This window comes from Acidicapsa borealis, assembly GCF_059115245.1.
In genome coordinates, this window is sequence record NZ_JCACNY010000001.1 from 2,088,359 (window position 1) to 2,101,324 (window position 12,966).

Here is a 12,966-nt window from a genome sequence, read left to right on the forward strand (position 1 = left end):
GCCGCCTCCGCGGACTGTTGATGCGGCGAATTACGCCTGGAGCGCCTTGAGCCGTGTCACTACTTCTGCGATGGCCACTTCTTCGCTCCCAGGAACGGCGCGAGTCACGAGTTCTACCCTGCCGTCGACGGTCTTCTTGCCGACGTTGATGCGGTAGGGGATGCCGATCAGGTCTGCGTCTTTGAATTTGACTCCGGCACGCTCGTCCCTGTCATCCAGGAGGACGTCGAATCCTGCGGCTTCGAGGTCAGCGGCAAGGGTTTCGCCAGTTTCTTTGAGCAGCGGGTCGGTGACGTTCGTGACGGTGACGACGACCGTGTAGGGAGCAATGCTGGGCTGCAGCCAGAAGCCGTTGGCGTCATGGGACTGCTCGATGGCGGCGGTGAGGATGCGTTCGATGCCGATACCGTAGCTGCCCATGATGGGAGTGACTTCCTTGCCGTTGGGGTCAAGGACCTTGGCGCCCATCGACTCGGTGTACTTGTAGCCGAGCTTGAAGATGTGGCCGATTTCGACGGCTTTACCGACGACCAGGTGCCCCTCACAGCCGGGAGTCGGGCAGGCTTCGCCTTCGTTGACCGTGCGGATGTCAGTAGCGAGAGTCCAGGTGAAGTCGCGACCGGGAACGACGTTGCGGAGATGGTAGTCGAGCTTGTTGGCTCCGGCGACGAGGTTCTTGCGGCCTTCGAGACCCTTGTCGATAACGACTGTCAGGCCTTCCGTGAGCGGCTTGGCGACGTGCGACAGGCCGACAGGGCCGAGGTAACCGGCGGGGCCGTGAAGGTAGCGTTCAAGTTCCTCGGCGTTCATGGTGCGCAGTTCTGCTGCGCCGACGGCGGACATGAGCTTGGTTTCGTTGACCTGGTGGTCGCCGCGCAGGAATGCCGCCACACCATGCCAGGTGTCAGGTTTGCCTTTGGCTCCGCGAAGCAGCCCCATGTAGGCGACGCACTTGATGTCTGATGCTGGGGAGATTTTGAAGAACTCGGCTACGTCGGAAATGGCGGCGCATCCAGGGGTGTGTACCAGCTCAGGCTGTCCGTCGCCGGTGGGCTCCATCTCGGTGACGGGCGCGAGGACGGAGATGGCTTTTTCGGTGTTCGCTGCGTAGCCGCAGACGGGGCAGCTGGCGATGAGGTCCTCGCCGGCTTCGGTGTAGACCATGAATTCCTGCGACTTGGTGCCGCCCATGGCGCCAGAGTCGGCGTCGACGGCGACGAACTTGAGTCCGCAGCGGGTGAAGATTTTGCGGTAGACGGCGTCGTGCAGGTCGAAGCTCTTGTCGAGGCCGGCTGCGTCGATGTCGAAGGAGTAGCTATCTTTCATGGTGAACTGGCGAACACGGAGAAGGCCGGATTTGGGCCGGGGTTCGTCGCGGAACTTGTTCTGGATCTGATACCAGATCTGGGGCAGCTGTTTGTAGCTGCGGAGTTCACTGCGGGCGATGCCGGTCATGATCTCTTCGTGGGTCATGCCGAGGCAAAGTTCGGCGCCCTTGCGGTCCTTGAGCCGGAACATGTTGTCGCCCATGACGGACCAGCGGCCGCTCTGCTCCCAAATCTCCTTGGGATGGATGGCGGGGAGGAGGAATTCCTGGCCGATGGTGTCCATCTCTTCGCGGACGATGGCGATGATCTTGTTTAGCGCACGCTGGCCGAGCGGCAGGTAGTTGTAGATGCCGGCGCCGAGCTGGCGAATATAGCCTGCCCGAAGGAGGAACTTGTGGCTGGCTACTTCAGCGTCTGAGGGTGCTTCGCGAAGGGTGGGGACGAATAGTTTTGACCAACGATGCATAAAGGTAGGTAAAGAACTTTCCCGCCGGTACTCAGGACGCGGCGCACAACAATCGACAGCAGCCACAATTCTAAATGTTCCGGGGAGAGGATTGCGGAATGAGCGGTTGGTTCGCTGGTCGTTCGTTGCAGGCGTGGTTTGTGGCGCTAAGGTGCTTCTGCCAGATCAAGTGCTGCCGTTCTTCGACGAACACCAGAATCAGCGTCAAGACGGCCAGCAGTGCTTGTATGGATTCGCCCCGCAGCTTGCGTCGCGTAGCGGGTCGCTGCCGCCATTGCGACGACGGTCTCCTTCGCAGCCGCCGCACCTGCCAGAGAACCAACAGATTTAAGAGTGAGCCTGCCACGGCGAATGTGATCATGGGAACGCGCAGCCAGTCCACGTGAAAGCGGTCTATCGCGTGGAAAACTCCGGATGCGAACGCGAGGGAGCTGATTCCGATAGCCAGTCGGAGACCGTCGACCGCTGCGAAAAACGTGCAAACGCTCTGCAGGATTGCGAAGGCTAGTGTGGACCAGGCGATCGCGTTGCGTGCAGCCTTGGCTCGCGGCCCCGTCGGCTGTACAAGAGGCGTTATCCGTCTCGCGACGGCATTCTCAGGCTCGGCCAGTTTGGATGGAACCACGGGCCCTCTCTCTTTCTGATGTCGTTGTCAGCTAACGGCTTAAATCAGTTCCATGCCCCAGAGGTCGTGAAGATGTAGAACGCCTTCTACGCAGCTCGACGCGTCGACGACTACCAGAGACGTGATCTTCTTTTCTTCCAGTACGGCGAGAGCTTTGGCGGCCAATTCTCCGGCGGAGATGGTGCGCGGCGTTGGATTCATGGCCTGGGCCGCAGTGAGGTCGAGGGCTGCGCCGCCTTGCTTTTCCAGGAGGCGGCGCAGATCGCCATCGGAGATTACGCCGAGGAGCTTGCCAGCGGACTGGACAGTGGTTAGGCCTAATTTCTTGCGGCTCATCTCGTAAATGACCTGGGTCATCTGTGTTCCCGGCTCGACGGTAGGGATGGCGTCACCGGAGTGCATCAGGTCGCGGACCAGCTTGAGCTTCTTACCGAGCTTGCCGCCGGGGTGCAGGTCTGCGAAGTCTTCTGCGCGGAAGCCTTTGCGGAGAGAGACCGCGATGGCTAGAGCGTCGCCGAGGGCGAGCATCGTGGTGGTGGAGGCAGTGGGGGCGAGGCCGAAGTCGCTCATGCCGCAGGCTTCGCGCTCAACTCCGACGTCGAGAACCACGTCGCTGGCTAGGGCGAGAGTTGAGGCAGGGTTGCAGCAAAAGGAGATGAGGGCGTCGCCTTTGCGCTTGAGAGTGGCGAGGAGGCGGAGGATCTCTTCGGTTTCGCCGCTGGCGGAGAGGGCGATGACGAGGTCGCCCGACATGAGCACGCCGAGGTCCCCGTGGACTGCTTCGGCTGGGTGCAGAAAGAGCGCGGGGCTGCCGGTAGAGCTGAGGGTTGCAGCAATCTTCTGCGCGATGATGCCACTCTTGCCCATGCCGGTCACGATCACGCGGCCACGTCCTTCGCCGCATCGCAACACAAGTTCAACCGCGCGGTCGAAGTCGGCGGCCATCGCAGAGTCAAGCCGCGCGGCAAGTGCTTCCAGCGCCGCGGCCTCGGTGCGGACCAGTTGCGCGGGGGTCAGATTATTGGAATCAACACTCTCCATGCGTTTCCGATGGTAGCAGTTTCGTGCTCAATTTCTGTAACCGGACAGGGCGTCCACCAATCCAATGGCTGGCTGATCAACGTACGGCTTACAATTAAGTGGGGTGCTCGGATCGTGAAACGCAATGTGATTGTTGTATGTGTCGTGGTGCTGGTGGTCGGAATGCTGTCGCTGGCAGGTTGGGCAAATTACCAGAACCGCAAACAACAGGCTGCGATCCTGCAGGCTCGGGAGTCGCAGGCGGTGCTGGTTCCTGACAATGCTTCTGTCGCACGGATGGTCTCGCCTCTGGTGGGAAAGACCGCACCGAACTTTACGCTGACCAACCTCAAGGGCGAGAAGGTATCGCTGGCCAGCTACAAGGGCAAGGCTGTGCAGTTGAACTTCTGGGCCACCTGGTGCGCGCCGTGCAAGATTGAGACTCCGTGGCTGATTGACCTGCGCAAGCAATATGCCTCACAGGGATTCGAGATTCTTGGGATCTCGTTCGACGATCTGGATAAGGAAGACAAGTTCCTGCTGGCCAAGGAGAAAACGGGAATTGAGAAGTCCGTTGCCCAACTTCAGATTCCGTACCCGGTTCTGCTGGACGGCGACAGCATCAGCAAGCCTTACGGTGATCCCGAAGTGTATCCGACCTCATTCTTTATCGATCGCAGCGGGACGATTGTGGCTGCTTCATTTGGGCTAAACTCGAAGGCCGAGCTTGAGGGGAACATTCGCAAGGCACTTGGGGCGGGTAACTAGGTGCCTGTGCTGAGGGCATTTGTAGTGCTTGCCCTGACGGTGCTTGGCTCACATGAGCTGACTTCAGCTGCGCAGACGCCATTCCCAGGGCTGCAGTCGAGCCCAACGCGAGCCAAAGCTGCTGTGACCTATCTCTTTCCTGAGCAGGTGACTGTTGCGGCGGGAAAGCCTGCGGAAGTCGATCTTCACTTTCGAGTATCGGACGGGCTGCATGTCAATTCGCATGCGCCGCATACTGAGGATTTGATACCAACGACTTTGAAGCTGACGGACGCTAAGGCAGGCAATTCCGGCGTTACGTTGTCAAAGGTCGACTATCCAGCGGGCAGGGACTTTGCTTTTGATGTCGACCCGAAAGAAAAGCTGAATGTCTATACGGGCGAGTTCATCGTCCACGCTGAATTTGTCGCGGAAAAAGGCGATCACTTAGTCGAAGCGACTCTACGCTACCAAGCGTGTGACAACAGCACGTGCATGCCGCCGAGATCGATTCCGGTGGTGATTGACGTTATCGCGAAGTGACCATGTGAGTTTGAACAGCAATCGGGTTCACACTCACACTAGAAGATGCGGTACCCGATACCGACGCTGGCGCCATAGGGCCTGAGTGCTCCGCCGAGGAAGTCAGGCCAGTACTGATATTCGGCATCGAAGGCTCGCACGCTGATCCGGCGGGAGAGACTTAGATCGATGCCGCCGCCGACGGCCAGCGTGGTGAAGCGGCCAGTGCCTACGTTAGGTCCGAAGTTCATGTTGGTATAGCCGACCAGGCCTTTGGCGTAGGGGCGTACCTTCCAGAAATGGCGGAACTGATAGCGCGGCCCGATCAGGTAGTTGTCCTGGCTGATTCCTTCAAACTCGTTGAAGCGTTGCCAGCGGCCTTCGGCTTCGACTCCGATTCCGTGGAAGATATTCAGATCGATATAGCCGCCAACGCCGCCGAGCTTGTTGGGCACGTAATCCGGCTTGAAAACCGAGACCATGCCGCCTGCGGTCAACGATAGTCCGCTTCGTGTCGCTGAAGGAACAACCTGTGCGTGGAGCTGGCTGGATGCAAAACCGAATAGGACTAGGAAAAGAAAAAGTGCAGGAAAGAGATATTTGCGAATCATCAAGGTCCGTATTCCGCGGCTGGGAGTAGGTAGCAGGCCACTCTCAAAAGTATAGCCGGGAAGCGGAGGGACCTTGCGGTCCGCGCTTCCCGGCTGCGATGTTCCAGGTTGTCTGAGGTTAGTTGGTGCCAGTTGGAGCTGGAGGTGGCGCCGCCTGGCCGTTGGCTGGAGGTGCAGCAGGAGCCTTCTGGGCCTCGTCGTAACGCTGTAGCTTGTAGAAGATCGGCGTCACTTCGAACGGCATCTTGTCGCGGGCATTCATCGGGGCATAGCGCTTGGCGTTCAGCGTGTGCTCCTTGTCGTCCCACGGATCGGTCTTGAGCCAGCTATTGAGTGGGAAGGCCGCGACCTGAGTGGTATCGTCCTGGTTCAGCTTGGGAGCCGTCTTGGCCAACTCGGCAAGCCAGGGAGTCCCGTCGCTCTTCAGCATGGAGTCGCCCAGCTTCGGCGTGTTGAGCTGCTTGAGAGCTTTGCCGCGCTCGACGAGCTGGGCAAAGTAAAGACCGGCGTTGGGAATCTTGTCCTTATACATCGAGGCTTGCATGTACTCGACAGCCTTCTTCGACGCGTCAGTATTGTCAGAGTCAGAGTGGTTCATCTTGATGCGCTGGAAGGACGACTCGTCGGGGAAGAGCAGGCGATCGTTAAAGGCGTACCGGGTATCGATGTGGTGACCGAGGGCGACGTGCGCCAGCTCGAAGGCGATGACCGAGGCGAAGGCTTCTTCGTTGGGCAGCGTATCGATCAAGCCCTTGCTGATGAGGATGGTGTTGCCGACCGTGGTGGCCTCGACCGTAGTGGTCAGCAGGATGCGGCATTTCACCGGGTCAGGGAAGTTTAGATTGTTGGGAACAGACAGGTTGATAACGATCTGGTCGAGAGTAGTTTTCTCGAAGTCGCCCTCGGGAGCCAAAAGACCGGCCTGCACGAGGCGGTCCAGAACGTTGTTCTCAGCCTGAGATACCCATGCGCGGGTTGACTGCAGTGGGGTCATGTCCTGCGAATCTGCGCTCTGGTCGACAGCGCCTTCCACCTGCACCGAGACGTTTTCACTTTCGCGGGTCGGCAGGGTAAGAGAGTAGCCCCAGAAGTGAACCTGACCGCGGAGGCCGATCGTCTTGCCGCCTTCAATGCGCTGCGATTCTTCAACGTAGACAGCGACCGGCAGCCAGAGGTCAGGCTGCATGTTGATGCGCCAGCTGTCGAAATGGAAGAACTCTTTGGTGTTGTCTTCGCTGGTGTTTTCCGTGTAGGTGCCGTTGAAGCGGACTACGTTGCCGTCCTGATCTTCGATCCAGACGCGACCAACGAAGCGGCCGTTGCCCTTGACCTTGGGCTGCACGTCAAATTCCCAGGTGCGGACGCTACCGAGGAACTCACGGCGGACATAGCTGAAAACATAATGTTGCTGGTCGAAGCCGCTGGGGTCCAGGAACATCATCTGCGTAAAGCCGTCGGCGTTGTAGGCTTCCTTGTCGAGATGGAGCGCCTTTCCGATGTTGGCCAGAGCGCCAAGCGAGCCCTTGAAGAAGCCATGCTTCTGGGAGCTGCGTGCGGCGTACTGCTTACCGGTAAAGGTCTTGTGGAAGTCGACGCGGCTGAGCATGTAGGTGTCGTTGGTAGGCACCTCATAGAGCTTCACATCGGGCTTGGTGTCCTGGATATACATCTCGACGAGCGGGGTGCGCTCCTGGATGTTCTTGATGACCACCTTCTCGCGGGCGATTGCTTTTTCCACCAAAGCAGCCTGTTCCGGGGTGAGCTGGTGCGCCTTTTCGTACTTCGGTTCCTTTTTGGCGTAGGCCAGGGATGAACCCAGGACGATCATCAGGAGGGGGAGGGAAACTTTCCGAAACTTCATGTCATGCTCCTATGGTGAGTGCTTCTCTGTCTTGCCCGGTCTGTTCTGCCCGTTCTGGATGCCCTGGATCTGCTGGCCGGTGCGAAGGGTGACGGTCCGGGCTTTGGTTCCAACGGCTTGTTCCCGGGACTGCTAGGCGGTCTGGAACTTGATGATGATGTTGGTTGTGAAGTCCACAGGCTGTCCATTCTGCGTTGCGGGACGGAACTTGTAGGTCGGCGCTGAGCGCATCGCCGATTCATCCAGTCCGTGTCCCAATCCGTGAATGACACCGCGAACCACCACCTGTCCCGTGGTCGTAATCGTGACGCGAAGTACAACATCCCCCTGAATCTTCAACTGCGCTGCTTCTGCCGTGTATTCCGGCTTGGTGCTGCTCAAGAGAACTGGTGGCGTGGTTTTCGGTTCGGTAACGGCAGGTTTCAGGGCCGGACCGGTGTTTGCTGCGATTGCCGGAGTCAGTCCCGCAGAACCGACCTTCGGAGTGCCGCCGCCGAATCCGCCCTGCTGAGCCGTTCCGTTTCCGCCGAGCGCGCCAACTGAAGCCACTTTACCCTGAGAACCGGCGTTCGAGCCCGCCTTGATTCCGTTGCCGATTCCAGTGGAACCAACTACGCCATGGGGAGTTGCTGCAGGTCCCTGGTTGCCGCCATAGGGATTACCGATAGCCGCGACAGTGGCGGGCCGATTCGCATTGGGATCGACCTTGGCTCCATTCAGGTCACCGAAGTGCACCTGAGCAACCTGAGGATGAGCCTGGGGGGTCACTGCCGGGGCAGCTGCCTGCAGAGCCGCCTTGGGCTGCGGCGCGAGAACCACTGCCGGTTTGGCTGCGGCGACGGTTGGGAGCGCGGGAGCTTCCTTCATCACCGGCAGCGGTTTGATCTCAGGCTTGGGTTCTACCCGAGGCATGTTGATCTTGGGAGGGTCGAGCTTGACCAGCTTGGGCTCCGGCGGCGGAGGCATTTTGGGCGGCGGAGGCATCTTCACCTTCACCTTGATCTCCGGGGGAGGGGTGACGGGGAAGGAGATGGAGGTCAACTCGGTTTTCTTAGCGACGATCTCGTGGTGGGCGAGAGTGCCGAGAAAGAGGGCAGCCGCAATGATGGTGCCGTTCAGCACAAAACTGGTAATGACTGACCCGGGATTTCGTTCCGGTTCCGGAAGCAGCCCAAATCGTGTACGGCCAGCATAGGGGGTCGATGGCATGTTCTCAGTCCTCGATCGCGGCACCTGTCCGCAGTTTGACCGGCGAAAGCCGGGCTGAGTTGCAATGGCCTAGACGGATGCCCTGTGGGGGAGGAAAATCCGTGCAATCAAAGCAAGTGGTTCTTGTTCCAAAACTCTCTGAAGAGACGTAACGGCCCCAAGACTTCGGCGGAACCGGATGACGGCGCTCCTTGAACAAAAAGACGGACGACGGCGTGAATCGTTCACTGCTTTGGAGTTGTGGACCGACTGTCAACGCGTGAATCCCTCAGTTAGACGCATGAAAGACGCCTGCGAGTTGGACGCACTTCTTCGACTCATTCGGTACTCCTCAGCGTTGGAAACCTGTTCTCCCCCGATAAATCAACGAGTTAGCAACAACTTATTGACCCAGATCTCCACGCGCACTCTTGGTTACTGCTGCGGCTTGCCATCTATGCGACGGTCTTCGAACAGTTTGTGGTCAACCGATAGCCTGTCCAGCCTGTGTAATAGACTAAATTTATATCAACTTGCGGCAAAAAGGGCATTTTTTTATGAAGATCATGGTTACCGGCGGGGCAGGATACGTTGGCGGCACAACAGCGAGGCTCCTCGCGGAGCAGGGCCACCAAGTCACGGTTGTTGACAACCTCTGCCACTCCGAGCGCAGCCAGGTGCCCACCGGGGTCGATTTTGTCCAGACCGACATCGCGGACCGCGCCCGAATTGAGGGGCTTTTCCGCGCCGCAACTGCTTCCGGTACGCCTTTCGACGGCGTGCTCCACTTCGCCGCATTGATCGAGGCCGGCGAGTCAATGAAATACCCTGAAGTGTATTTCCGAAGCAACACTGCCTCAACGCTGGCATTGCTCGAGAGCGTCCTGGCTGCTGGACCTAAACGCTTTGTTTTCAGCTCTACTGCGGCTGTTTATGGGGAGCCGGAGACCGTGCCAATTCCAGAAACCGCCACCCTCAAGCCAACGAATACCTACGGTGAGTCCAAGTTGCTGGTCGAGTACATGCTCAACTGGTTTCACAAGATTCACGGTCTTCGCTCGGCATCTCTGCGCTACTTCAATGTCGCCGGAGCTCCCGAGGCAGGCGGCAAGGGAAGCGGTACCATCATCAGCGGTGAGGCGCACGAGCCGGAATCACACTTGATTCCTCTTATCCTTGACGTAGCTCTTGGGCGTCGTCAGTCAATCAAGATTTTCGGCGATGATTACCCGACGCATGACGGCACTTGCGTGCGGGATTATGTCCATGTTTCGGACCTGGCAGACGCGCATTTACTCGCGCTGGATGCCTTGGAGTCTCCGCGCGCTGCCGAGCAGCGACTGGTCTATAACCTGGGCAACGGAGCCGGCTTCACTGTTAAGGAAGTGATCGACTCAGTCCGCCGGATTACGGGCCACCCCATTCCAGTCGAACTGCAACCTCGTCGAGCTGGCGATCCGGCATTTCTCATCGCGAGCAGCGAAAAGGCCATCTCCGAACTGGGCTGGAAGCCAAACTACACAGAAATCGACGAGATCATTCAGACGGCCTGGATCTGGCACCAGAAGCGGCACGCGAAATAAGGTTTGCTTTAGTTGATCCACTCCCAGTCGGGGATGCCGAGCAGGTAGAGCAAACCGTCGAGTCCCACATGGGTCATCGAAAATCGTGCGCTTGCTCGCACCACCGGCTTGGCGTGGAAGGCCACCCCCATCCCTGCCAGCCGGAGCATAGGCAAGTCATTTGCGCCGTCGCCTACGGCCACCACTTCGTGCAACGGGATGCCTTCTTTGGCTGCGATCTCGACCAACAACTCCGCTTTGCGTGTTCCGTCGACGATCTTGCTGCGCACTTTGCCGGTCACAAACCCGTCGTTGTCGATGTCGAGATGGTTGGCGTAGACGTGATCTACCCCCAGCCGCTGCTTGAGGTAGGCTCCAAAGAACGTGAAACCGCCGGAGAGAATCGCCGTTTTTGCGCCGATCGCATGCAGAGTGCGGAACAGCCGCTCCGCACCTTCCATCAGCGGAATCCGGTCCAGCAACTCGTGGGCGCGTGAGGCTGGCAAACCTGAGAGCAGGCCGACGCGGCGACGGAAGCTCTCTTGAAACTCGATTTCACCTCGCATGGCCGAGGCGGTGATCGCAACTACCTGATCAGCGGCGCCAGCCAGCTTTGCCAACTCGTCAATGACCTCGCCCTGAATGAGGGTCGAATCCATGTCGAAGCAGAAAAGTTTCGGCCTGACTCTTTCCTCTGGAGAATTTCCGGGCAACTGCTGGAAGGCGATATCCACCCTGCGATCCTCGGCTATTCGGGCAAACTCCTTGCGCATCCGGTTCTCCTGGTCGTCGTCCTCCCAGGAGCCATAGGCCCAGACCTCAGCACAGCTGTAGGCTGTTCCTCGAGCCAAGGTCGGTACCGTATCTCCTGAGAGCAGGTCAATCTTGTCGAACTCAAATCCCTGCTCCTTGATCACGTCCACGACGGGTCCAAAGACTGGGTCTACATCGCTGCGTCCTATTATGGTGATGACCAGTGTCTTGACTCGATCGTCGCGTTTGTCAAAATCCTGCATTGTTTCTTCCCGCCCTCTTGTGATGCAGTCCAAACTTAGCCTACCAGCGGGTGGTGCAATTCGATTTGTCGGCGTTGCGTGCCGAACGTGAGGAAGTCGGGGATCACGAGCGAAAGTGCAGCCCACAATCCAGCGCGGGCGGTACATTTGTCAGGTACTGTCGTCTCTGCCAATCACCTCGCAAAATCCTCTCAGTTTCGATGTCATTTTCCTATTGCCATAAACAGCCAGAATTCTGTATCAGCAGCATCCAAATGACTGGTCTTTGCAGTCTAAATAGAATGATCGGCCTCACTCCCTGCTCCATTTCTTCTGCTTTATTTCGCTCGGCGACTCGCCAAAGCGGAATGTTCCTGCTCTCCCTCCTGATTGCATCAACTTTGATTGGCGTGCTTCCAGTCTCTGCCAGCCCGGGACCAGGTTCTGAACCTGGCAGCGCCGAGATACTTCAGGGCATCGACAACGCGGTGCGCAGCCGCGAGCAGGCTATTGCGGGTTACACGGTCAAGGAGCACTACGCCATTTATCGCAACGGCGAGGCGAATCCTTCCGCAGAGATGACGGTGCAGACCGTGTATAAGCAGGGCAACGGAAAGACATTCACAACTCTGTCGCAGAGCGGCTCGGGTCTGCTGCGCAGCACCGTCATTGAGAAGATCATCGCGAGTGAAAAAGAGATGTCTGCCGCCGCCGTTCGCGAGACAGTGCTGGTAAATTCGACAAATTATGAGATGATGGTCGACCCGACCAAAGTGCAGTTGAATGGTCATGATTGCTACATCGTTGGCCTCAAGGCGCGCCGCAAGAGCCAGCACCTCTTTAATGGCAAGGCCTGGGTGGACGCCGCAGATTTCAGCGTCGTTCGTCTCGAAGGTACGCCGGCTCAGAGCCCGTCCTTCTTTGCCGGAGACAGTACTGTGGCGCGCGACTATGCCAAGTTCGACGGTGTTCCCATGGCAATTCGCGCCGAGGCACACTCACACAGCTTCTTGCTGGGAGACACAGTGCTCAAGATCGAATCCACCGAGTACCAGATTCAACGCAATCCTTAGTCTGGGGGATGCGCAACCACGCCAGTAGTCATGTCCAGCACAGACCATTTTGATTCAATCCATGGATGCGTTCCGTGCATCCAAACTTTCGTTGGCGCTCGAAGTTTGAAATTCACAGGAGGCTTTTGCGGCATGTCGATATGCAACGAGCGCATCACTCACCTATTGCGCTCTGTGACCGGTCTGGCTCTCGTCGTTGCCGCAAGCTGCTTGTTGCTTACCGCTCGGGTTTTTTCGCAGACCGCGAGACCCAGCGGCGATTCGCACACTCTCTCTGAGTCCGAGGTGATCCAGAGAATTGATGGCGCCGTCCGCTTCCGAACGAGCCATATCTCCGGCTATTCGGTGAAGGAGCTTTATTCGATCTACCGTAATGGCGATCCCAGCCCGGCTGCCCAGGTGACAGTTAAGACAATCTACAACCGCACGAGTGGCAAGGAATATACTCCGGTTTCCCAAACCGGTTCCTCGATGCTCCGCAATATCGTCATCGAGAAGATCCTGGCCAATGAAAAGGAGATGGCTCGTGCCGAGAACCACGACAAGGTGGCGATCACATCGGAGAATTATGAAATGCATCTGCTACCAGGCAAGGTCATGATGAATGGCCGTGATTGCGTTATCGTCACGCTGAAGGCGCGTCGCAAGTTGAGCTATCTGCTGAACGGCAAGGGGTGGTTCGACGCGGGTGACTATACGCTCGTTCATCTTGAAGGCTCACCTGCGCAGAGCGTCTCTGTTTTTGCTGGAGAGACGGCAGGGAAGCGCGATTACGACCGCATTCAGGGTTTTTCGATGGCCAAGTATGCTGAGCTGCATTCGCATAGCTTTCTCTTCGGCAACACTGCCCTGAAAATCGACTACAGCGAATATAAGATCGACATCGATCCTAATGCACCCGGCGCTCAGAAAACCCCGTAGCCATCTTTTGTAACGGGCCGTTCATGCTCGGCAACTTGCCCACCCCA

At 58.1% G+C, this 12,966-nt stretch carries 12 protein-coding genes; 5 read left to right on the forward strand and 7 right to left on the reverse strand.

Annotation, left to right across the window (positions count from 1 at the left end):
- Positions 1-30: 30 nt before the first annotated feature.
- The 3 genes from AC5S27_RS08605 to AC5S27_RS08615 all read right to left on the reverse strand — a co-directional run bounded on the left by AC5S27_RS08605 (position 31) and on the right by AC5S27_RS08615 (position 3,460).
- Positions 31-1,794, reverse strand: coding sequence for a proline--tRNA ligase (locus AC5S27_RS08605; protein WP_493934153.1), 1,764 nt, complete (start codon positions 1,792-1,794; stop codon positions 31-33).
- A gap of 70 nt (positions 1,795-1,864) precedes the next feature.
- The gene (locus AC5S27_RS08610; RefSeq protein WP_493934154.1) at positions 1,865-2,419 is read right to left on the reverse strand and encodes a hypothetical protein; all 555 of its coding nucleotides are present in this window, start codon (positions 2,417-2,419) and stop codon (positions 1,865-1,867) included.
- A gap of 39 nt (positions 2,420-2,458) precedes the next feature.
- Positions 2,459-3,460: a KpsF/GutQ family sugar-phosphate isomerase gene (locus AC5S27_RS08615; RefSeq protein WP_493934155.1), complete on the reverse strand. Its 1,002-nt coding sequence runs from the start codon at positions 3,458-3,460 to the stop codon at positions 2,459-2,461.
- Between the two features lie 114 nt (positions 3,461-3,574).
- On the opposite strand from AC5S27_RS08615, the gene AC5S27_RS08620 reads away from it, so the two are divergent.
- Together AC5S27_RS08620 and AC5S27_RS08625 are read left to right on the forward strand one after the other, a co-directional pair.
- Positions 3,575-4,207 (forward strand): TlpA family protein disulfide reductase, encoded by a 633-nt coding sequence (locus AC5S27_RS08620; RefSeq protein WP_493934156.1) that lies wholly within the window; start codon positions 3,575-3,577, stop codon positions 4,205-4,207.
- Between the two features lie 123 nt (positions 4,208-4,330).
- Entirely contained in the window at positions 4,331-4,729 is a 399-nt protein-coding gene (locus tag AC5S27_RS08625) for a protein-disulfide reductase DsbD domain-containing protein (RefSeq protein ID WP_493934157.1), read from the forward strand.
- A gap of 38 nt (positions 4,730-4,767) precedes the next feature.
- On the opposite strand, the gene AC5S27_RS08630 is transcribed toward AC5S27_RS08625, so the two are convergent.
- From AC5S27_RS08630 to AC5S27_RS08640, 3 genes are all read right to left on the reverse strand, one after another.
- Positions 4,768-5,319: an outer membrane protein gene (locus AC5S27_RS08630; RefSeq protein WP_493937290.1), complete on the reverse strand. Its 552-nt coding sequence runs from the start codon at positions 5,317-5,319 to the stop codon at positions 4,768-4,770.
- Between the two features lie 118 nt (positions 5,320-5,437).
- On the reverse strand, positions 5,438-7,180 hold the full coding sequence (locus AC5S27_RS08635; protein WP_493934158.1) for a M48 family metalloprotease: 1,743 nt from the start codon (positions 7,178-7,180) through the stop codon (positions 5,438-5,440).
- Between the two features lie 132 nt (positions 7,181-7,312).
- Positions 7,313-8,389, reverse strand: a complete 1,077-nt coding sequence (locus AC5S27_RS08640; RefSeq protein WP_493934159.1) for an energy transducer TonB — start codon at positions 8,387-8,389, stop codon at positions 7,313-7,315.
- A gap of 536 nt (positions 8,390-8,925) precedes the next feature.
- Between AC5S27_RS08640 and galE the strand changes: the two genes are divergently transcribed.
- Positions 8,926-9,951 carry a UDP-glucose 4-epimerase GalE gene (gene galE / locus AC5S27_RS08645; protein ID WP_493934160.1) on the forward strand — a complete coding sequence of 342 codons (1,026 nt, stop codon included), beginning with the start codon at positions 8,926-8,928 and terminating at the stop codon, positions 9,949-9,951.
- Between the two features lie 8 nt (positions 9,952-9,959).
- Here the strand turns inward: galE and serB are convergent, their stop codons facing one another.
- Positions 9,960-10,946 carry a phosphoserine phosphatase SerB gene (gene serB / locus AC5S27_RS08650; protein ID WP_493934161.1) on the reverse strand — a complete coding sequence of 329 codons (987 nt, stop codon included), beginning with the start codon at positions 10,944-10,946 and terminating at the stop codon, positions 9,960-9,962.
- A gap of 347 nt (positions 10,947-11,293) precedes the next feature.
- Between serB and AC5S27_RS08655 the strand changes: the two genes are divergently transcribed.
- A complete protein-coding gene (locus AC5S27_RS08655; RefSeq protein WP_493934162.1) occupies positions 11,294-11,998 on the forward strand; it encodes a hypothetical protein in 705 nt (234 codons plus the stop codon).
- A gap of 132 nt (positions 11,999-12,130) precedes the next feature.
- Positions 12,131-12,919 carry a hypothetical protein gene (locus AC5S27_RS08660; protein WP_493934163.1) on the forward strand — a complete coding sequence of 263 codons (789 nt, stop codon included), beginning with the start codon at positions 12,131-12,133 and terminating at the stop codon, positions 12,917-12,919.
- The last annotated feature ends 47 nt before the right edge of the window (positions 12,920-12,966 follow it).

What these genes read in the sequence shown, in the direction of transcription:
- AC5S27_RS08630 (WP_493937290.1), bottom strand. Translation starts at nt 5,319, where the DNA reads ATGATTCGCAAATATCTCTTTCCTGCACTTTTTCTTTTCCTAGTCCTA.
- AC5S27_RS08615 (WP_493934155.1), bottom strand. Translation starts at nt 3,460, where the DNA reads ATGGAGAGTGTTGATTCCAATAATCTGACCCCCGCGCAACTGGTCCGC.
- AC5S27_RS08655 (WP_493934162.1), top strand. Translation starts at nt 11,294, where the DNA reads ATGTTCCTGCTCTCCCTCCTGATTGCATCAACTTTGATTGGCGTGCTT.
- galE (WP_493934160.1), top strand. Translation starts at nt 8,926, where the DNA reads ATGAAGATCATGGTTACCGGCGGGGCAGGATACGTTGGCGGCACAACA.
- AC5S27_RS08605 (WP_493934153.1), bottom strand. Translation starts at nt 1,794, where the DNA reads ATGCATCGTTGGTCAAAACTATTCGTCCCCACCCTTCGCGAAGCACCC.
- AC5S27_RS08640 (WP_493934159.1), bottom strand. Translation starts at nt 8,389, where the DNA reads ATGCCATCGACCCCCTATGCTGGCCGTACACGATTTGGGCTGCTTCCG.
- AC5S27_RS08660 (WP_493934163.1), top strand. Translation starts at nt 12,131, where the DNA reads ATGTCGATATGCAACGAGCGCATCACTCACCTATTGCGCTCTGTGACC.
- AC5S27_RS08635 (WP_493934158.1), bottom strand. Translation starts at nt 7,180, where the DNA reads ATGAAGTTTCGGAAAGTTTCCCTCCCCCTCCTGATGATCGTCCTGGGT.
- serB (WP_493934161.1), bottom strand. Translation starts at nt 10,946, where the DNA reads ATGCAGGATTTTGACAAACGCGACGATCGAGTCAAGACACTGGTCATC.